The 19,977-nt window shown below is 61.2% G+C and carries 15 protein-coding genes and 1 riboswitch; of the genes, 8 read left to right on the plus strand and 7 right to left on the minus strand.

Annotated features, from left to right (window positions below; genetic code table 11):
* The first annotated feature begins 50 nt into the window (after window positions 1-50).
* A riboswitch (cobalamin riboswitch) is annotated at window positions 51-267 on the plus strand.
* A gap of 297 nt (window positions 268-564) precedes the next feature.
* From IE079_RS02950 to IE079_RS02960, 3 genes are all read left to right on the plus strand, one after another.
* A complete protein-coding gene (locus IE079_RS02950) occupies window positions 565-3,318 on the plus strand; it encodes a ribonucleoside-diphosphate reductase subunit alpha (protein WP_189572522.1) in 2,754 nt (917 codons plus the stop codon).
* 117 nt (window positions 3,319-3,435) lie between these two features.
* Window positions 3,436-4,581, plus strand: coding sequence for a ribonucleotide-diphosphate reductase subunit beta (locus tag IE079_RS02955; protein WP_265013623.1), 1,146 nt, complete (start codon window positions 3,436-3,438; stop codon window positions 4,579-4,581).
* Between the two features lie 108 nt (window positions 4,582-4,689).
* Complete coding sequence (locus tag IE079_RS02960; RefSeq protein WP_189572529.1) at window positions 4,690-5,463, plus strand: CLCA_X family protein; 774 nt, start codon at window positions 4,690-4,692, stop codon at window positions 5,461-5,463.
* A gap of 73 nt (window positions 5,464-5,536) precedes the next feature.
* Here IE079_RS02960 and IE079_RS02965 read toward each other — a convergent pair whose 3' ends face one another.
* Window positions 5,537-8,095 carry an ABC transporter permease gene (locus IE079_RS02965; RefSeq protein ID WP_189572532.1) on the minus strand — a complete coding sequence of 853 codons (2,559 nt, stop codon included), beginning with the start codon at window positions 8,093-8,095 and terminating at the stop codon, window positions 5,537-5,539.
* A complete protein-coding gene (locus tag IE079_RS02970; RefSeq protein ID WP_189572978.1) occupies window positions 8,085-8,738 on the minus strand; it encodes an ABC transporter ATP-binding protein in 654 nt (217 codons plus the stop codon). The genes IE079_RS02965 and IE079_RS02970 overlap by 11 nt, the downstream gene beginning before the upstream one ends.
* 299 nt (window positions 8,739-9,037) lie before the next feature.
* Between IE079_RS02970 and IE079_RS02975 the strand changes: the two genes are divergently transcribed.
* The 3 genes from IE079_RS02975 to IE079_RS02985 all read left to right on the plus strand — a co-directional run bounded on the left by IE079_RS02975 (window position 9,038) and on the right by IE079_RS02985 (window position 10,359).
* Complete coding sequence (locus IE079_RS02975) at window positions 9,038-9,415, plus strand: nuclear transport factor 2 family protein (protein WP_189572535.1); 378 nt, start codon at window positions 9,038-9,040, stop codon at window positions 9,413-9,415.
* A 78-nt stretch (window positions 9,416-9,493) separates the two neighbouring features.
* Window positions 9,494-9,916, plus strand: a complete 423-nt coding sequence (locus tag IE079_RS02980; RefSeq protein ID WP_189572538.1) for an MAPEG family protein — start codon at window positions 9,494-9,496, stop codon at window positions 9,914-9,916.
* Between the two features lie 179 nt (window positions 9,917-10,095).
* Window positions 10,096-10,359, plus strand: coding sequence for a TFIIB-type zinc ribbon-containing protein (locus IE079_RS02985; RefSeq protein WP_189572541.1), 264 nt, complete (start codon window positions 10,096-10,098; stop codon window positions 10,357-10,359).
* Window positions 10,360-10,481: 122 nt separating this feature from the next.
* Here the strand turns inward: IE079_RS02985 and IE079_RS02990 are convergent, their stop codons facing one another.
* Complete coding sequence (locus tag IE079_RS02990; protein ID WP_189572544.1) at window positions 10,482-10,934, minus strand: Lrp/AsnC ligand binding domain-containing protein; 453 nt, start codon at window positions 10,932-10,934, stop codon at window positions 10,482-10,484.
* Window positions 10,935-11,231: 297 nt separating this feature from the next.
* Between IE079_RS02990 and putA the strand changes: the two genes are divergently transcribed.
* Together putA and IE079_RS03000 are read left to right on the plus strand one after the other, a co-directional pair.
* Entirely contained in the window at window positions 11,232-14,861 is a 3,630-nt protein-coding gene (gene putA, locus IE079_RS02995) for a bifunctional proline dehydrogenase/L-glutamate gamma-semialdehyde dehydrogenase PutA (protein WP_189572547.1), read from the plus strand.
* Window positions 14,862-14,995: 134 nt separating this feature from the next.
* Window positions 14,996-15,427, plus strand: coding sequence for a YqaA family protein (locus tag IE079_RS03000; protein ID WP_189572550.1), 432 nt, complete (start codon window positions 14,996-14,998; stop codon window positions 15,425-15,427).
* Here the strand turns inward: IE079_RS03000 and atzF are convergent, their stop codons facing one another.
* From atzF to IE079_RS03020, 4 genes are read right to left on the minus strand one after another with little or no spacing between them, the layout of a single operon-like run.
* Window positions 15,428-17,221 carry an allophanate hydrolase gene (gene atzF, locus IE079_RS03005; protein WP_227712271.1) on the minus strand — a complete coding sequence of 598 codons (1,794 nt, stop codon included), beginning with the start codon at window positions 17,219-17,221 and terminating at the stop codon, window positions 15,428-15,430.
* 7 nt (window positions 17,222-17,228) lie between these two features.
* The gene (locus tag IE079_RS03010) at window positions 17,229-18,014 is read right to left on the minus strand and encodes an ABC transporter ATP-binding protein (RefSeq protein WP_189572555.1); all 786 of its coding nucleotides are present in this window, start codon (window positions 18,012-18,014) and stop codon (window positions 17,229-17,231) included.
* Complete coding sequence (locus IE079_RS03015) at window positions 18,014-18,829, minus strand: ABC transporter permease (protein ID WP_189572558.1); 816 nt, start codon at window positions 18,827-18,829, stop codon at window positions 18,014-18,016. The genes IE079_RS03010 and IE079_RS03015 overlap by 1 nt, the downstream gene beginning before the upstream one ends.
* 39 nt (window positions 18,830-18,868) lie before the next feature.
* Entirely contained in the window at window positions 18,869-19,948 is a 1,080-nt protein-coding gene (locus IE079_RS03020) for a putative urea ABC transporter substrate-binding protein (RefSeq protein ID WP_189572562.1), read from the minus strand.
* Window positions 19,949-19,977: the final 29 nt, after the last annotated feature.

Consider the following 19,977-nt stretch of genomic DNA (forward strand, 5'->3'; position numbering starts at 1 on the left):
TCACTTCCGCCTTCTGAAATATCCCGGTTGTTAGGGAAGGTTTCTCTGTATATAGTGTTGTTGTCCTTGGCGCACTACCAGATATAGTGATTAATCCATGATCAGCCTGGTAACGGGAATCCGGTGAGAATCCGGAACTGACGCGCAGCGGTATTGGGGAACGAGCGGGCATCACGACACTGGCACACGCCGGGAAGTCGCCCGCAAGGCCGAACCGAAAGGTTCACGCCCCTGAGTCCGAAGACCTGCCCTGGACAGAGTGCTGTGCCTTCGCGTCTTAAAGGTAAGCAGACAGATTCTTGATGCTGCGACTGCTCAATGTCGATGGCGACAGCTTGCGGGCCACTGTTGTTTATCCCCTCTCCCCTGGCGGGAGAGGGTTAGGGTGAGGGGGAAAGCGTCGTACTCCGGCGTTGAAGTCTCCCCCCCTCACCCCGGCCCTCTCCCGCCAGGGGAGAGGGGGAAATGCATCCGCAAGCTTTGGTGATCGGTAGTTCGATCCTGCCCTGGAATCTCCTGCAACGCGAAGCCAGCAATCCCAACGCGTTGTAAAGGAGAACACCCATGTCCACAGCCCTGGCCGAAGCACCCCAGGCCACCACCGCATCCCTCCAGGTCATCAAACGAAACGGCACCCTGGTCGGCTTTGACCCTTCCAAGATAAGCGTTGCCGTCACCAGGGCCTTCCTCGCTGTGGAAGGCGATCAGGCCGCCGGTTCTGCTCATATCAATCATGCCGTGAAACAGGTCACCGATCAGGTCCTGCAGGCCATCAGCCGTCGCCTGAAGGCCGGCGGCAAGGTGCATATCGAGGACATCCAGGACCAGGTGGAGCTGGCCCTGATGCGGGGCGGTGAACAGAAGGTAGCCCGGGCCTACGTCCTCTACCGGGAAGAACACGCCCGCCAGCGGGCACAGGACGAGCCGGTGGAAGCCCACCCCCACCTGACCGTGAAAAAGGCCAACGGCGAGCTGGCCCCCCTGGACCTGGGCCTGATGAAACTGCAGGTGGAGCAGGCGGCCCATAGCCTTGAAGGCATCGACGGCGAGTCCCTGGTGGAGGACGCCCTGCGCAACCTATACGACGGCATCGAGGAGACCGGTGTACTCTCTGCCCTGGTCATGACCGCCCGCGGCCGCATCGAGCAGGAGCCGGACTACAGCGCCGTCACCGCCCGCCTTTTGCTGGAACAGATCCGGCTGGAAACCGCTGGGGCTCTTAATCTGCCTACTGACCTTTCGTTGGCCGAGGTTTACCCTCGGGCTCTCAAGGCGTTTATCCACGAAGGCATCCATTATGAATTGCTGGACGAAGCCCTGGCCGCCTTTGACCTGGACCTCCTCGGCGAGGCCCTGAAACCGGAGCAGGACCTCCAGTTCGGTTTCCTCGGGCTGCAGACCCTGTACGACCGTTATTTCCTGCACTGGAATCACGCCCGGCTGGAGCTGCCCCAGGTGTTCTTCATGCGTGTGGCCATGGGCCTGGCGTTGCGTGAGGACGACCCTAATGAACGGGCTATCGAGTTCTACAACCTGCTCTCCAGCTTCGACTACATGGCCAGCACACCGACGCTGTTCAACAGCGGCACCCGGCACTCCCAGCTGTCCTCCTGCTACCTGACCACGGTGCAGGACGACTTGGAGAGCATCTACGGTGCTATCCGCGACAACGCCATGCTATCCAAGTGGGCCGGCGGCCTGGGCAACGACTGGACCCCGGTGCGGGCCCTGGGTTCCCACATCAAGGGCACCAACGGCCAGAGCCAGGGCGTGGTGCCCTTCCTGAAGGTGGTCAACGACACTGCGGTAGCGGTTAACCAGGGCGGCAAACGCAAGGGCGCGGTGTGCGCTTATCTGGAAAGCTGGCACCTGGATATCGAAGAGTTCCTGGAACTGCGCAAGAACACCGGCGACGAACGCCGCCGCACCCACGACATGAACACTGCCAACTGGGTGCCGGACCTGCTGATCGAACGCATGCGGGAAGACCGGGACTGGACCCTGTTCTCCCCCAGCGACGTCATCGACCTGCACGACCTGTACGGCAACGCCTTCCGGGAACGCTACGAGCATTACGAAGAGCTGGCGGCACAGGGCGAAATCACCCTCTACAAGACCGTCTCCGCCAAGCAGCTGTGGCGCAAGATGCTCACTGTACTGTTCGAAACCGGCCACCCCTGGATCACCTTCAAGGACCCCTGCAACCTGCGCTCGCCCCAGAAGCATCGGGGCGTGGTCCACAGCTCCAACCTGTGCACCGAAATCACCCTCAACACCCGAGAGGACGAAATCGCCGTGTGCAACCTGGGCTCCGTCAACCTGGCCGCCCATGTGCAGGATGGCAAGCTGGATGTACAAAGGCTGGAACGCACCGTCACCACCGCCGTACGCATGCTCGACAACGTTATCGACATCAACTATTACGCCGTGCCCCAGGCCCGAAATTCCAACGGAAGGCACCGCCCGGTAGGCCTCGGCCTGATGGGTTTCCAGGATGCCCTCTACAAACTGGGCACCCCCTACGCCAGCCCGGAAGCCGTGGAATTCGCCGACGTGGCCATGGAACAACTCAGCTACTTCGCCCTCCGCGCCTCTGCCACCCTGGCCGGCGAGCGGGGCGCATATGAGAGCTACGAGGGCTCCCTGTGGCACCAGGGCATCCTGCCCATCGACTCCCTGAACCTGCTCAAGGAGCACCGCAACGAAGGCAACTTCAGCGTCGACACCCGCACCCGACTGGACTGGACCCCGGTGCGTGAACTCATCGCACAAAACGGCATGCGCAACAGCAACGTCATGGCCATCGCACCGACGGCCACCATCTCCAACATCGTGGGCGTGTCCCAGTCCATCGAACCGGCGTACCAGAACCTGTTCGTCAAATCGAACCTCTCCGGCGAGTTCACCGTGGTCAACCCGTCCCTGGTTCGTGACCTCAAGGCCGAAGGTCTGTGGGACAACGTCATGGTCAACGACCTCAAGTACTTCGACGGCAGCGTCCAGCAGATCGACCGCATACCGGCCGAACTCAAGGCCCGCTACGCCACCGCCTTCGAAATCGATGCGAGATGGCTGGTGGAAGCCGCCGCCCGACGCCAGAAATGGCTCGACCAGGCCCAGAGCCTCAACCTCTACATGGCCGAACCCAACGGCCGCAAGCTGGACGACCTGTACCAGCTGGCCTGGGAACGGGGCCTGAAAACCACTTACTACCTGCGATCTCTGGGGGCTACCGGTGCCGAGAAAACCGCCCCGGTAGCTGCTCCACAGCCGCAGGTGTGTTCCATCGACGAGCCTGACTGCGAGGCGTGTCAGTAAACACTGACATATCCGGAAAAGCTGGCATCGATAACCCAATGCTTGGAGAAACGGGCTGGGGGGCGCCTTTCCGAGAACGTCTGCAGCCAGGGATGGCTGCAGTCGAGCCCTACATGGATGTATTCACGGGCGTTTCTCGGAAAGGCGCACCGCAGACCGATTCCTGCACGGACTATCAGGCACGATATAAAGAGGCAAAGAAAAATGCTCAATTGGGACGACGAACCGAACACCAAATCAGCGACCACCCAGACCGAAGGCCCCGCCCCGGTTAACGTCGACGATAAACGCGTCATCAATGGCGAAACCGACATCAACCAGTTGGCGCCATTCAAGTACCCCTGGGCCTGGGAGTACTTCATGAACGCCAACAAGAACCACTGGACGCCACTGGACGTCAACATGGCCCAGGACGTCCACGACTACCATCACCGCCTCAACCCGGCGGAAAAACATGTCTACGAGAACGTGCTGGCCTACCTCACCACCTCCGACATCCTCGCCATGCGCAACATCGGCCTGGCGGTGATGGAAAAGATGAGCGCCCCGGAACTGCAGATCTACCAGGCCCGGCAGGTCTACGAGGAAGCCATGCACACCTGGGCCTACCAGCACTGCATCGAAACCCTCAACCTCGACCAGAGCGAAATCTACAACCGCTACCGCGTGGTGCCGGCAATCAACGGCAAGATCCAGGTGGCCAACCGCCGCCTGGACGCCGCCATGCGCTCCGACCTGAACCTGCGCAACCGGGACGACCTGCACGAATTCGTCATGTCCTACCTGTTCTTCGCTGCCGTGTTCGAAGGTGCCTGGTTCTACAACGGCTTCAGCCCCATCTTCGCCCTGCAGCGCCGGGGCCTGATGCGCGGTACCGGCGAACAGCTTCAGTACATCTTGCGGGACGAAGCCATGCATTTCTCCTTCGGCCTGAAAGTGGTCAACCAGATTCTGGAAGAGGAAGACATCACCCTGGATCCCAAAGCCGTGCGGGAAATGTGGGACGAATCCGAGGCCGCCGAAACTGCCTACGCCAACTACATCCTGCGGGACCCCATCCTGGGCTACTCGGCCGAATACCACAGCGAACAGTTCCGCTTCGTGGCCAATCGCCGGGCCAGAACCGTAGGCCTGGAAGAGCCCTTTCCGGGAGCGAAAAACGTTTCCCCCTGGCTGGATGAGCAGGCGACGATGCGCAAGGAAAAGAACTTCTTTGAGACGCGGGTGATCGAGTACCAGACCGGCACGCAGTTGGAGTGGTGAACGGACGCAACGGGGCCAAGTGGTTAACAAGGGCCCGGTGGTTTAAGGGTTCTGGCGAACGGGAATCTGTGGTAACACTACCTCCCTGAATTCACTGCGTGAGACCCCATGCCCAGATCCTTCTACCGCAGCGGGCCGGACCATCGCGGCGGTGCCACCGTGACCTTCCTGGATGTGCGCCGTCGGTTCCAGTTCCGTACCGTCGAGATCGGCCGCTGGGTGACCGAACCGGAAAAACAGCGCAGCGCGACCCTGTTCTACGACGCCCTGTGCGACCTGATGACCATCCTGGGGGGCACGGAAACCCTGATTTCCCTGCGCGGCAACCTCGCCCTGCAATATGGCATCGGCGGTCAGCCGGGTGTGTCTGCCCACTACACACCGGCCACCCGCAGCTTCGCCCTGGCCAAGAATGCCGGACCGGGCAGTATTGCCCACGAATGGTTCCACGCTTTCGACCACTACATCGCCGACAAGCTGTTTGAAGACACCCGCAAGGGCGAGTTTGGCTCCACCCTATGGCTGACTCGCGACAATGCCATCAGCCACCCACTGAACGATCGTCTGCAAGCCTGCTACAAGACCATCCTGCTGAATGAAGCTGATACCGCTCCCAGTGAACTGTTCCGCCAGTCCGCCAAAGCTGACAAGGCAGCGGGTGTGCAGTATTTCAGCAGACCCGAGGAACTCTGCGCCCGGGCTTTCGAAGCGTTTGTGCAGGATGCAAACTGCAAGAACGAATTCCTGGTGAAGGGCACCCGGGAATCTGAAGAAGCCAGGATGGGACTGTATCCACAGGGCGAACAGCGGGAGGCGGTCAAGAGTGCGTTCCTGGATTACTTCTGCAATCTTGGTCGGGCATTACAGCGCACGGACGACTGAGAACCGGAATCAGGCGAACGCGTTCGCAAACGTCCGAACATCCGCCGGGCAAAGCGGGTAAGTCTCTGTCATCTCAACCATCCCGCAGTAGAAGGGCGGGATCAAGCCGCATTGCTCTCAGTGTTGGCACCAGGCCACCCAGCAGGGCGAGTAAACTGACGGTGCCCGCAACCAGCGCGCCCAGCCACCACAGATCGCCTGCTGGCAGCTTCAGTGCGAGGGCCGCCAATGGCAGAGCGATCAGCGACCCGAGTGCCGTCGCGAAAATTGTTGCGAGTAAGGTCAGCAACCCCGTTTCAAGCAGCATGGATAGCCGGATGGCCTGATGCCTGGCACCGAGGCAGTGCAGCAGATTGGCCTCATACAGTTGTCGCCGGCGGCTGACACTCACCACGCTGGACAGCACCAGCAGGCTGGCCAAAAGGCTGACGGTAGCAACTGCGGAAAGACCGGCCGCCGCCTTGTTGAGCAGATTACCGGCTGTCTCGAGCCAGTCGGCGGTGCGCAGCGTGATCACGTTGGGGATGTTTCTTGCCAGCCATTGTTGCGATTCTTTTGCGGCGGCATCGCTTTGATAGACCGCGCCTACGTAACGCCCTATCAGTCCGTCCAGCGCGCCGACCTGGAGAACACCTTCGAACCAGAACCGGGTCTGAAGGCCTTTCTGCCGGTAGATGGCCTTTATTTCGACGGCAATGGTCTGGTTCTGAGCAGTAAACGCTATCTGGTCGCCGACACCCAGGCCGAGCTGATAGGCCTCCCGATCCTCCATAGCCATGAAGGCTGGCTCGCCCGCTGGCGCTGGTGACGTCCACCAGTTGCCTTCGACCAGTTCCAGACCTTCCGGATTGCCGGACAGATACGTGAGCTTGTATTCATCACCCATGGCCTCGCGCCTGGCTTGCGCATTGTCGGCGAGAACGTCTGCGATCGGTTCCTGGTTGATGGTTGCCAGGCGGGCACGAACCAGGGGCAAGAGTTCTGTCCTGCTGGCGGGATCAAGGGATTCAAGGCCGGACTCGAGCGATTCCATCTGATCGGGGAAAACCTCGTACAGAATCAGCGCAGGTGATTCGGCCGGTATGGTCGTTTCCAGCGCTCGCAGCAGGGTGGCCACGATCAGGGTGCAAGCCACCACCAGGGTCAGCGCTGTGCCCAGGGAAAGCAGGGTTGCCCGCAACGGCGAGTCCGGCCTGTGGATATTGGCCAGCGCCAGCCTGCGGGCAAAGTGACGATCGGCAAAGCCGCCATTCTCCGCCGCTCTGGCACCACGGCGAAGCCCCTTGATCAGACCTTCCAGCAAACCCCAGAGCACAACAACCGCCAGCAGGAACAGGAATCCCAGTTGCGGTGAGGGCAACCAGAACAGGGTGGCACCGATATAAACTGCCAATAGCAGGTAGCTGGCTATCCGCCAGCTGCGAGGCTCATGGCTGGCGGCCTGCACCTGGCCCCTGAACAGCCCGGCCGGTGACGCAGCCAGTGCCCGGGCCAGCGCCGGTAGCGCGAAGACATAGGCCGTCAGCACGGCAAACAGCCAGCTCAGGAGCAAGGGTATAAACCACAGCCCCACCCAGTTTCCAGCCCCGGACATCGCAAAGGCATCGCCGGCCACGCTTATCGCCACGGCGGAGAGCCCCAGCCCGACTCCACCGCCGATGAGGCCAGCCAGGCTGCCCAACATGCCGATCTGCAAAAGGTAGATGCCCACCAGGGGCTTACGACGCAGGCCCAGGGTCTGCAGCGTGGCAATGGTGCCCAGTTTTTCGTCCAGATAGGCATGGATGCTGTTGGCCACACCCAGGCCGCCAATGAACAGCGTGGTGAAGGCGATCAGGATGAGCGCCGTGGCAATCTGATCAAGCCGCTCGGCAATCCGTTCGCTGCGCTCCGCGAAAGTGGTGGTGTCCCAGTTGGTATCGGGAAAAGCCTGTTCGAATTCTTCCAGCCAGACGTCCAGATCACGGTCAGTCTTCACCCGGTACTCGAAGTCGACGCGGCTGCCCGGCCGGATCAGTTCCGTTGCATCCAGCGCCTGCTCGGAAATCATGATCGGCAGGCCGCGCCAGTTGGCATTCAGGCGGCGATCCGGCTGGGCCTCAATAAGGCCGCTGATGCGAAAGGTTGCTGCGCCGATCTGAATCTGGTCGCCAACGGACTGGCCCAGACGCTCCGCAAGCATGGGGTCGATGATGGCGCCCCAGAGACCGTTCTTGCGGGCATTGAGCTCGGCACGTGATTGGTCCGGCGTCAGCTTCAGCTCGCCGTAAAGTGGGTAGGCCGCGTCCGGAATCAGTATCTCGGCACTGAAAAAGCCTTCGCCGTTGCTGCCACTGACCATGGTGTCGAGCTCCCGCACCAGCGAGATGCTACCGGTACGACCAACCCACTCAAGCACCTCATCAGGCAGGGGCTCACTGGCGTCAAGCTCGACGTCGCCACCAAGCAGCATGCGGGTATCTGCCAGCAGGCTCTGCCCGATGACCCGGTAGAGGCTGGCCGTAGCCGCCACCAGGGTGACGCCAAGGATGAGGCAGGCGAGAAAGACCTTGAGCGCGGAGATGCGCGATCGCAGGTCGGTGACCGCGAATTGCAGCATCCAAAGCGACCTGGCAGCGGTGTCAGACTTCATAAAGGCGCCCGCCCTCCATCCTGACCCGGTGCTGGCAGCGCCCCGCAACACGCTCGTCATGGGTCACCAGGACCAGCGTGGACTTGCTTTCCTGGTGGAGATCGAATAGCAGTGTCAGTACTTTTTCGCCGGTTTCCTGGTCCAGGTTGCCGGTCGGCTCATCGCCCAGCAGCAGGCTAGGCTGGTGGACAAGAGCCCTGGCAATGGCGACACGCTGCTGCTCGCCGCCGGAGAGCTGTCCCGGGTAATGCTGCAGCCGATGGCTCAGGCCCACGGCGTCCAGCATTGCAAAGGCCTGCTCGCGGGCGCTCGCCTGCCCGGCAATTTCAAGTGGCAGGCTGACGTTACCCAGCGCGGTCAGACCGGGCAGCAAATGGAATGACTGGAAAATGATGCCAAGGTGTTCACTGCGCCAGTCGGCCAGGGTATTGGCATCCATGTCGCCAAGGCGCTGGCTGCCAACCAGGATCTCGCCCTTGTCCGGGCGCTGGAGGCCAGAGAGTAATAGCAGCAGGGAGGTTTTCCCGCTGCCAGACGGGCCGGTAATGGCCAGGGTCTCACCAGGTGGAACCTTGAGTGAGGCGTTGTTGAGCACCGCAACGGTACCTGACTCTGTCGGGTAGGCGAGGTGAATATCGCTCATCTGGACGCTGGTGGACACAAGGGCACCTTTTTAGATGACGGAATTTTGCTTGCACGGGGGTTATCCATTCAGCAGACAACCGGTGGGCGAGTCAGAGTACGAGCGATCTTCCAGACTGGTGCACTGACTGTATGCGACTTGCAACGCCGTCTGCAACAGAGCCCGCATCCTGAAAGTCTGTCGCCTGGTGAAAGGAAAAGCAGAGAGTTGTACTGTGAAATGGGTACGCACCTTTTTTTATGGTATTTATGCGGTCCCAGGTTTTTAAATCGCCCCCATCTCAAAAATGGAGTCTATTCATGCAGCCAAAAGACACGGTGGCGCAGTTCATCGCCGATACCCATGCCCATCGTTTTGATGAGGCAAAGGCCTTGCTGGTTGAGGAGGGGTTCGAGTTTGTGGGGCCGAATATGCGTTTCCTTGATCGGGATGACATGCTCTCCTACCAGTTCGGAATGGCGGCCATTCAGAAAGATCTTATCCTCCGTCAGCTCAGTGCCGACGGCGAGCACGTGTTCGCGATCCTGGATTACCGGACCAACTTCGAACCGATCGGGGATGTGCGACTTGCCGTCTGGTTTCGGGTCCGGAACGGCAGGATTCAGACGGTTGAAGCCTTCTATAATGCGGCAGTGGTAGAAAACATGCTGGGAGGCAACCTGCCTTCAGCGAACTGAAAAAGAAAAATATCGGGTAATAGCCCCTGGTCGAAACAGACCTGTTGCCACAGCCTGGTGAGGAATCAAGGAGGAGTTATGGATGAGGCCGTTTATTGGTACGCAGTAGCTTCAGTACTGCTGTTTTTGAAGATGTTTGCCACCTCGGCCTATCAGGGCTTTCATCGAATCACGAAGCTGACCTTTAAGTCCCCGGAAGATGCCGCTTTCGTGGGTCGTGAGCCCGCCAGAGAGGAACTGCCTCAAGTTCAGAGGGCGGCGAAAGCCTGGTTGAATGATCTCGAGAATATTCCCATTTTTCTGGGGCTGGGGGTTGCTTACGTTCTGGTTGGCGCGTCTCAGGGTCTGGCTCCCTGGCTCTTCCTGGTGTTTACGGCAGCCCGCTACCTGCACACAGTATTCTACCTCTGCGCCCTTCAGCCATGGCGAACGGTGGCGTTTGCGGTCGGTGTGGTGTGTATGGCCGTAATGAGCATTCAGATTGTGGCGGCAATTCTCTGACTAACCCAGAGGTATAGTAAACATCACCTGGCCGACTGTTGACGCCTCATATCCATCGCGTTATTGCTGTCCACTGCAGGTGCCCGAAGCCGTGGCTGGCCAGAAGGCCAGCCCGGTAAAGTCACTCAAGCCGTTGCCAAAGACCGGTGCGGCTGAGCTTTCAGATGCGAGGAGAAGCAATGAAGTGTCCAATATGTACTGACGAAAATCTGGTAATGGCTGATCGCCAGGGCATAGAAATCGACTATTGCCCGAAATGCCGGGGTGTTTGGCTGGACCGTGGAGAACTGGACAAGATCATTGAGCGGAGTTCGGTCCCGCAACAACCGCAATCCCAGCCCCAGGCCAGAGGGGACTACCGTGAGCCGCCCAGGCAATCCGGTAGTCATGGCTACCACAAAAAGAAGAAGGGTGGTCTGCTGGGAGAGCTCTTTGATTTCTAGCAGGTCATGGTCAACGCCGACGAAATAACACAGGCGGCCAAGTCCGTTCTGGCCTGATGGTCGCACACCGGGCGCCCCACGCTTGTCTACTTGAGCTTTGTTCCACCGGGCCGGCCCCGAGCCTATCTACCCACATCCCGCACATTCTCCATCACCACAAAGGTACTGGTCTGCAGCACATGGGGCAGTGCCGAGATCTGTTCGCCCAGCACCTGCCGGTATTCGGCCATGTTGCGGGTGCGCACCTTCAGCAGGTAGTCGAAGTTGCCCGCAATCATATGGCACTGCTCGACAGCGGCAATTTGCTGGACCGATTCGTTGAAGGCGGCCAGGGCCTTGCTGCTGGTGTCGTCCAGGGTGAGCTGGGCGAAGGCAATGTGGTTCAGGCCCAGCCGGGTCTGGTTCAGCAGGGCGGTGTAGCCGGTGATGTAACCCTGTTCCTCCAACCGACGCATGCGAACCTGGCACGGGGTCTTTGACAGGCCCACCCGGGAGGCCAGCTCGGTCACGGTGATGCGGGCATTCTTCTGCAACTCGCGCATGATGGAATGGTCAATTCGATCTGGTTCGGCCATCAGGTTCTCCCGCCGGGATTTGAAACCGGTTACGCAATTTCTGCGTAACCCGAAATAGGGTTCTAGACTGAAAGGGAAACAGGCTGCCCATGTGTACGTGTTAGGGGCATGTTGGTCATGCCTGGTTACCCTGATCAGATTATATGTCCTGTTTTTATCATATTTTGCAGGACATAAAGGATGTTTTCATCGTTAGAAAGGGACGTTCATCTACAAATGTCAGGCTATACAGGAAAACCGTCTGTATGTGTCCCGGTAGAATGCCTGTCAGAGACAGTTGACGACGAGGTTACCGTTATGAAACCGCAGCAGTCAGAAACACAGACATTGACCGAAATCCGCCAGGCCGTCCGCGATTACTATCTTGCGGACGAGTACGAGACGATCCTGGAGCTGATCGCGGATGCCGGCCTGTCCTCGGAGGAGCGCAGCGCGATTTCCGCCCGGGCCGCCGACCTGGTGCGGGACGTCCGCTCCAATGCCCGCTCTACCATTATGGAAAAATTCCTGGCGGAGTACGGTCTGACCACCAAGGAGGGCGTGGCGCTGATGTGCCTGGCGGAAGCCCTGTTGCGGGTGCCGGATAATATGACCATCCACGCTCTGATCGAGGACAAGATCACCTCCGGCAACTGGAGCGCCCATGTGGGCAAGGCGTCGTCATCCTTTATCAATTCCACCACCGTGGCGTTGCTGATGACCAGCAACCTGCTGAAGGATTCCGAGCGTCAGAGTGTGGGCGACACCCTGCGCAAAATGGTGAAGCGCATGGGCGAGCCGGTGGTTCGTACCGTTGCCGGCCAGGCCATGAAGGAGATGGGGCGCCAGTTCGTACTGGGGCGCGATATCGAGGAAGCCCAGCAGGAAGGCAAGGACTACGTGGCCCGTGGCTACACCTATTCCTATGACATGTTGGGCGAGGCGGCCAGAACCGATGCCGATGCCCTGCGCTATTACGAGGCCTACGAACACGCCATCGACCACCTGGCCAAGTCCTGCGATGGCGACGTGCGCAAGAACCCGGGTATTTCCGTCAAGCTGTCCGCCCTGCTGGCCCGTTACGAATACGGCCAGCGTGACCGGGTGATGAAGGAGCTGATGCCCCGGGCCCTGAAGCTGGCGAAAAAGGCGGCTGCCGCCAATATGGGCTTCAATATCGATGCCGAGGAGCAGGACCGGCTGGACCTGTCCATGGACGTGATCGAAGCCATCCTCTCCGACCCGCAGCTGGCGGAGTGGGAAGGTTTCGGCGTGGTGGTGCAGGCCTTCGGCAAACGCTCCGCAAAAACCCTGGACTGGCTCTATGCCCTGGCGGGAAAGCTCGACCGCCGCATCATGGTGCGGCTGGTGAAAGGCGCCTACTGGGATGCCGAGATCAAGCGGGCCCAGGTGATGGGCCTGAGCGACTTCCCGGTGTTCACCCGCAAGGCCTGCAGTGATGTGGCCTTTCTCTCCTGTGCTCGCAAGCTGGTCAACATGGCGGACCGTATCTACCCGCAGTTCGCCACCCACAACGCCCATTCCGTGTCCGCGGTGCTGGAAATGACCCGTACGGCCGGGCTGGAGAACTACGAGTTCCAGCGCCTGCACGGCATGGGGGAGTCACTGCATAACCAGGTGATGGAAGACAGCGGCGTGCCCTGCCGTATCTATGCCCCGGTGGGTAAGCACAGCGACCTGCTGGCCTACCTGGTGCGTCGGCTGCTGGAGAATGGCGCCAACAGTTCCTTCGTTAACCAGATTGTCGACACCAGTATCACTCCGGAGGAAATTGCCCGGGATCCCATCGAGACGGTGGAATCCCTGGGTCATAAAGTGTCCAGCCAGGTCATCGTCAAGCCGGCCAACCTGTTCGGCGACCAGCGCCGCAACTCCAAGGGCTGGGATCTCACCGATCCGGTGACCATCGACGAGATCGAGCAAGGCCGCGGGCAATACCGGGAACACCGCTGGAAGGGCGGTCCACTGATTGTGGCGGATGTGATCGGCACTGAGGTGGAGGTGGTTCGCAACCCCGCCAACCCGGAGGACCTGGTGGGCTATGTGACCCAGGCTTCCGAGGACGACATTAATGCAGCCATCAGCGCCGCCGAGGCAGAATTCAGCCACTGGTCCGCAATGCCGGTTGCGGAACGGGCGGCCTGCGTACGCCGGGTCGGCGACCTGTATGAGGAACATGCCCACGAGCTGTTTGCCCTCACCACCCGGGAGGCGGGCAAGTCGTTGCCGGATGCTGTTGCCGAGATCCGCGAGGCGGTGGACTTCTCCCAGTTCTATGCCAATGAGGCGGAACGTTATGAGGGCAGTGGCGATGCCCGGGGCGTAATGTGCTGTATCTCGCCCTGGAACTTCCCGCTGGCCATCTTCACCGGGCAGATCCTGGCCAACCTGGCGGCTGGCAATACCGTGGTGGCCAAGCCGGCGGAACAGACATCGTTGCTCGCCTGTCGTGCGGTGGAACTGATGCATGAGGCGGGTATCCCCAAAGCGGCGATCCAGCTGCTGCCGGGCACCGGTGCTACCGTGGGCGCGGGGCTGACGTCTGACTCACGGGTTTCCGGTGTCTGCTTTACCGGCTCCACGGCCACGGCCCAGCGTATCAATCAGGCGATGACCGATAACATGGCTCCGGACGCGGCGCTGGTGGCGGAAACCGGCGGCCTCAATGCCATGATTGTGGACTCCACCGCCCTGCCGGAACAGGTGGTGCGGGATGTGCTGGCGTCGTCCTTCCAGAGCGCCGGCCAGCGCTGTTCCGCCCTGCGCATGCTCTATGTACAGAAGGACATTGCCGATCACCTGCTGGAAATGCTCTTCGGTGCCATGGATGAGCTGGGCATCGGCGACCCCTGGCAGCTGTCCACCGATGTGGGGCCGGTGATCGACGAAGATGCCCGCAAGAATATCCAGGACCACTGCGACAAATTCGAGCAGCAGGGCCGGTTGTTGAAGAAGGTATCGTTGCCTGATGGCGGCCTGTTTGTAGCGCCGACGGTGCTCAAGGTCAGTGGCATCGAGGAAATGGAAGAGGAGGTCTTTGGCCCCGTGCTCCACGTGGCCACCTTCGAGGCCAAGGACATCGACAAGGTAGTGGATAACGTCAACGCCAAGGGTTACGGCCTGACGTTCGGTATCCACAGCCGGGTCGACCACCGGGTGGACCGGATTGCCGACCGCATCCATGTTGGTAACACCTACGTCAACCGCAATCAGATCGGCGCCATCGTCGGCTCGCAGCCCTTTGGGGGCGAGGGCCTGTCCGGCACCGGTCCCAAGGCCGGTGGCCCGCAATATGTGCGCCGGTTCCTGCAGGCTGACGTCAAGCAGCGCCCGGCAGATGCGGACGCAACCAAAGTGGATGCCAAGGCCCTCAAGACGCTGATCGGGGCCCTGGATAAAGTCAAGGTACCCGCCCCCGGCGACCGAATGGCACACCTGGTGCCGATCCTGGGTGAGGCTCCGCATCCCCTGGATGACGAAGCCGAGGAACTGCCGGGTCCCACCGGGGAACTGAACCGGCTGACCAACCACCCCCGTGGTCTGGTACTGTGCCTGGGCCCGGACCGGGAAACCGCCCTGGAGCAGGCGGCCACGGCGCTGTCCCAGGGGAACCGGGTCGTGGTGATTGCGCCGGGGGTAGAGGAAACCCTGAAAAAGGCCGCTGATGCGGGTCTGCCGGTGGTGGGTCGCGATGGCTTGCTGGATCCGGAGGCACTGGCCTCGGTGGATGGCTTCCAGGCGGTCGTGAGCTGCGCCGAAACGGAGCTGCTCAAGCAGTATCGTCAGGCCCTGGCCACCCGGGACGGCGCCCTGCTGCCGCTGATCAACGAGCACACCCTGGATCAGCGTTTCGTGATCGAGCGGCACCTGTGTATCGACACCACGGCTGCAGGGGGTAATGCGAGCCTTATTGCCTCATCCGAATAGGCCGGATTCCCCGTCCGGGATCTGTCCGGGGAATGTCAGTAGCGGATCACCCGCCTGCTGGTGTTTCCCGGCCGTCCTGATTATGGTGGTGAACCAATCCTTGTCCCACCTGCGGGCGGAGTGTCGGTAATCCCATGGCTTATCTCAGCCTGTTCTTCGCGGCGTTTGCTGCTGCCACCTTCTTTCCGTTCCAGTCGGAAGCCCTGCTGGTCGGCTTGCTGGCGATGGACGCCTATTCCATTGTCGGTCTGCTGGTGGTTGCCACGGTGGGCAATGTGCTGGGCTCGGTGGTGAACTGGTACCTGGGGCTGTATATCGAAACCTTCCGCTACAAGCGCTGGTTTCCGTTCAAGGCGGAGAGCCTGGAAAAGGCCCAGGTCCATTATCACCGGTGGGGTAAGTGGAGTCTGCTGATGAGCTGGGCACCGTTTATCGGCGACCCGCTGACCCTCATCGCCGGGATCATGCGGGAGCGCTTCTGGACCTTTGTGATGATCGTCACCATTGCCAAGGGCGGGCGTTACATCATCACCGCGCTGCTTACGTTTGGCTGGATCAATATGTAGTCACCTGGACGCGAGAAAGCCCCGCCAGCCGCCCAGGTGGGTGATCTCTTCCGCGCCTTCCAGGCCAATGGGTTCGCAGATAAAGCCGGGCACCCAGCGGCCGTCCGCCAGCTCCACCTTGCCGATGCCCAGAGGCGCCGGAATGCCGGCTACGAAACTGCCGAACTGGTCCGCCGGTACTCGCCAGATTTCCACCGGCAGGCTGACGCCATCCTCGTCGCGGATCAAGCCGGGCCGCAGGGGCGGGCCGCCGGCGAGCAGATACATGCGGTAGCAGGCGGCGGTTTCCGTAGTTTCCGCCAGAACGGCGTTGCGGCTGGTGAGCTGGTGGTTCAGGGGCAACCCGGACAGGTGAGCCCCACAGACCAGCACATCGATGGTGCCTTCCGACCCCTCCATCGCCGGGCTGTGAAGCGGATCTTCCAGGGCGCCGACAGTGCTCGTGGCCAACGGATGCAGGCGACTGGCCAGGGCCAGCAGGGCCTCGTCCTGGAACGCGGGCGCGAACAGGGTGCCGCCCAGGGGCAGGCCATTGTCGAGGAAGCCCGAGGGCACCGCCACAGCGCTGTAGTCCAGCAGGTTCATGAAGTTGGTGTAGGTGCCCAGGCGGCTGTTGCGGGCCACGGGCTCCTGTTCCAGCTGTTCGATGGTGTAGATGGTGGGTGTCGTCGGTGTAAGCATGACGTCCACCTGATCCCAGATCTGGTCCGCCTGTTTCTTGAGGGCCTGCAGCCGGTAGCGGGCGCTGAAGGCATCGACGGCACTGCCTTTGGCGCCCTGGCTGATAATGCCCCGGGTAACCTCCAGCAGGGCGTCGGGCTGGTCCTGGATCAGCGGGCTGGTGGCCAGGTAGCGTTCCGCCACCCAGGGCCCTTCGTACAGCAGCTTCGCAGCGTCGAGGAACGGCTGGAAGTCCAGTGTCACCGCTTCGCCCCCAAGGGATTCCAGTTGCCGTACGGACTCGGCAAACAGGGCTTTGGCTCCCTCGTCACCGTCAAAATCCAGTTGGTTGGCCATGGGTACGCCACACCGGAACTTTTCTGGCAGAGGCTTGCGTCCTATGGGTGCCGGGCGCTGCCAAGGGTCGTCGGGATCGGCTTTCGAGGCCGCCTCAAGAACGGTCTGCGCCTGATCCGCAGACCGGGCAAAAATGGAGACACAATCAAGGCTCTGGCACGCAGGTACTACTCCGCGAACACTCAGCCGCCCGAGGGTTGGTTTGAGCCCGATCAGGTTATTGAACGCCGCCGGCACCCGCCCGGAGCCCGCGGTATCGGTGCCCAGTGCAAAACTCACCAGTCCCAGGGCCGTAGCAACGGCGGAACCGGAGGAAGAACCGCCGGAGATATAATCCGGATCAAAGCTGTTGCGGCAGGCGCCCCAGGGCTCCGGCGAGCGGGTACCCACCAGCCCGGTGGCAAACTGGTCCAGGTTGGTCTTGCCGATGGGGATGGCACCCGCCTCCACCAGGGCCTCCACCACGGTAGCATGCTGTTCCGGCTGATAGCGGAAGGCTTCGCAGGCAGCGGTGGTGGGCATACCGGCGATGTCGATATTGTCCTTGACCGCGAAGGGCACGCCATACAGGGGCATTTCGTCAGGACTTTTGTTCTGTAATCGCTCCAGGAAAGGAGTCAGTTCCTCTTCGGTCGCCAGGTGGATCCAGATATTGTGGTCCCGGAAGTCCCGGGCACGCTCCAGCAGATGTGAGGTGACCATGGCCGGGGTGAGTTCACCACTTTGGTAAGCCTGGTGCAGCGACGGGATATCGAGATTGATGGTGGTGGTTTTCACGGTTGCCTCACGCTGACAGATTGCGTGCCGTTTTCGACACGGACGATTCAATGGAGTCGTAGAGCTGCCCGTTGGTCTCGCCGATGGGCAGGTCATAGGTAATGGTGGCGCCGTAGGCTTCCGGCTGCTGTGGGTCGTTGCGGACCTTGTCGAACACCAGCAGGCGGGTACCCAGGTAGAAACCTTCCTGCAGGTCATGGGTGACCATGAAAATGGTGGTGCCGGTTTCGCGCCAGAGCTTGAGGATCAGCTCGTGCATGTCGCCGCGGATGCCCGGATCCAGGGCGCCGAAGGGCTCGTCCAGCAGCAGTACCCGGGGCCGCATGATGAACGACTGGGCAATGGCGAGGCGCTGCTGCATGCCGCCGGAGAGTTCGTGGGGCCACTTGTCGGTGGCGTGGGCGAGGCCTACCGACTCGATCATGGCGTCGACTTTTTCCAGGGCTTGCCGACGGGCTTGACCGAACAGCTTGCCGAGAAACGGCTTCTGTTCCAGTTCCAGGCCCATCAGCACGTTCTGGCGCACGGTCAGGTGGGGGAATACAGAATACCGCTGGAACACGATGCCCCGGTTACGGTCCGGCTCGCCGGGGAATTCCTCGCCTTCCAGGGCCAGTTCCCCCCGGGTTGGGCCCTCCTGCCCCAGCAGCATCTTCAGGAAGGTGGACTTGCCGCAGCCGGAGGCGCCCACCAGGGTGCAGAACTCCCCCTGTTCCACTTCCAGGTTGAGGTTTTCCAGCACGATGGTGGAGCCGTACTCCTTCCACAGTCGGTTGACGGTGATAAAGCTCATCAGTGGCCTCCGGCGTTGTACCAGGGGAACAGGCGGCGGTTAGTCAGTCGCAGCAGCTGGTCGATGACAATGGCGAGCAGGGTAATCCAGATGACGTAGGGAATGATGACGTCCATGGCCAGGTAGCGCCGCACCAGGAAGATGCGGTAGCCCAGGCCCTCTTCCGAGGCAATGGCTTCAGCGGCAATCAGGAAGAGCCAGGCGGGCCCCAGGCTCAGGCGTACCGCATCGATCAGCCGTGGCAGCACCTGGGGCAGGGCCATGCGGGTGATCACCTGCCAGGTATTGGCACCCAGGGTCTGGATCTTGATCAGCTGCTCCTGAGGCAACTCCCGCACCCGCTGGGCCACGTCCCGCATCATGATGGGGGCGGTGCCGATGACGATCAGCATCACCTTCGATAGCTCGCCCAGGCCAAACACGATGAACAGGATGGGCAGTATCGCCAGTGGCGGTATCATCGACAGGGTTGATACCAGCGGCGCCAGCCCGGCCCGCGCCAGCGGCAGGATGCCATTGAGCAAGCCCACCACCAGCGCCAGTGAGGCGGCAATGCCCATACCAATCCCCAGTCGCTGCAGACTGGCCTTGGTGTCCTGCCACATCAGGTAGTCACCGCTGCGCCGGTCTTCCTGGAACGCCATGCGGTTGACGGCGCTGGTCATCTGTTCCAGCCCCGGCAACAGCTTGTCGTTGGGGTTTTCTGCCAGGCGCTGCTGGGAAGCCGCGCCATAAATCAGAATAAGCACCAGGAACGGTGCCAGTCCCAGCAGCAAGGCAACGGCACCACCGGGATGACGATTGATCAGACGCATGAAGCTCTCCCATCCAGTACCAGCGGGCGGTCGCCGGCGTTACAGCTCGCCGTCTGCCGCCATCTGCATGTAGGTATCGTTGAAGCGGAACGTGACATTGCCCTCGTTGCCCATGATCGAGCCATCCGGGAATTCGATACCGACGAAGTCCGGGCTCATGGCACCCTGGCCCAGCAGACCCTTGTCGAAGGAGAACTGGCGTACGCTGTCCATGGCTTCGCGGGCCTGGTCGCTGTTGATGAACTCGACCGCGCTTGCAGGTTCCCAGAACATGCGGGTGGCGGCCAGTTGGGCCTCGTAGCCTTCACGATCGGTGCCTGAGGCCTGTCCCAGGGCGGCCCGGGCTTCGCGACCTTCCTCGGTGTCGGACTGCAGGATGCCCATCACCTCATACCAGGCGCCGACCAGTGCCTTGCCCAACTCCGGGTTGGCTTCCAGTACCTCGGTCCTGACCAGAGCCAGGTCCTTGATATGGCCGGGCACCTGGCTGGAGTTGAACAGTTCCGTGGCGCCGGGGTAGTCCTTCACTTCGCCCAGCAGCGGGTTCCAGGTGACCACCGTGCGCACATCGTCAGTTTGGAAGGCGGATACCAGATCGGCGTCCGAGATGTTGACCACGTTGAGGTCCCGTTCTTCCAGACCGACGCTGTCCAGCGCCCGCACCAGAAGGTAGTGGGACACCGACAGCTCCACCAGGTGCACGGTGGTGCCTTCCAGGTCTTCGATGGACTCGGCGTCCTTGGCCACCACGCCGTCGTTGCCGTCGGAATAGTCGCCGACGATCAGGGCCGTGGTATCAATGCCGGAGGCGGCGGGAATGGAAAGGGCGTCCATGCTGGTGGCCACCACCCCATCAAACTGGCCGGCGGTGTACTGGTTGATGGACTCGATGTAGTCGTTGACCTGCACGATATCCACCTCGATATCGTACTTGTCGGCCCATTTCTTCATGATGCCGCTGTCTTCGGCGTACTGCCACGGCATCCAGCCCACGTAGATGGTCCAGGCCAGGGAGAAGGAATCCCGCTCCTGGGCGGTGGCGCCGAAGGACAGGCTGGCGGCCAGCAGGCCGGCACCGAATACGGCGCCCATGCGTTTGCTCAGTTCACGTGTTTTCATGGTGTGCTCCCCGGGCTTTGCCCGTTATT

This window comes from Marinobacter zhanjiangensis, assembly GCF_014651935.1.
Taxonomy (GTDB): Bacteria; Pseudomonadota; Gammaproteobacteria; order Pseudomonadales; family Oleiphilaceae; genus Marinobacter; species Marinobacter zhanjiangensis.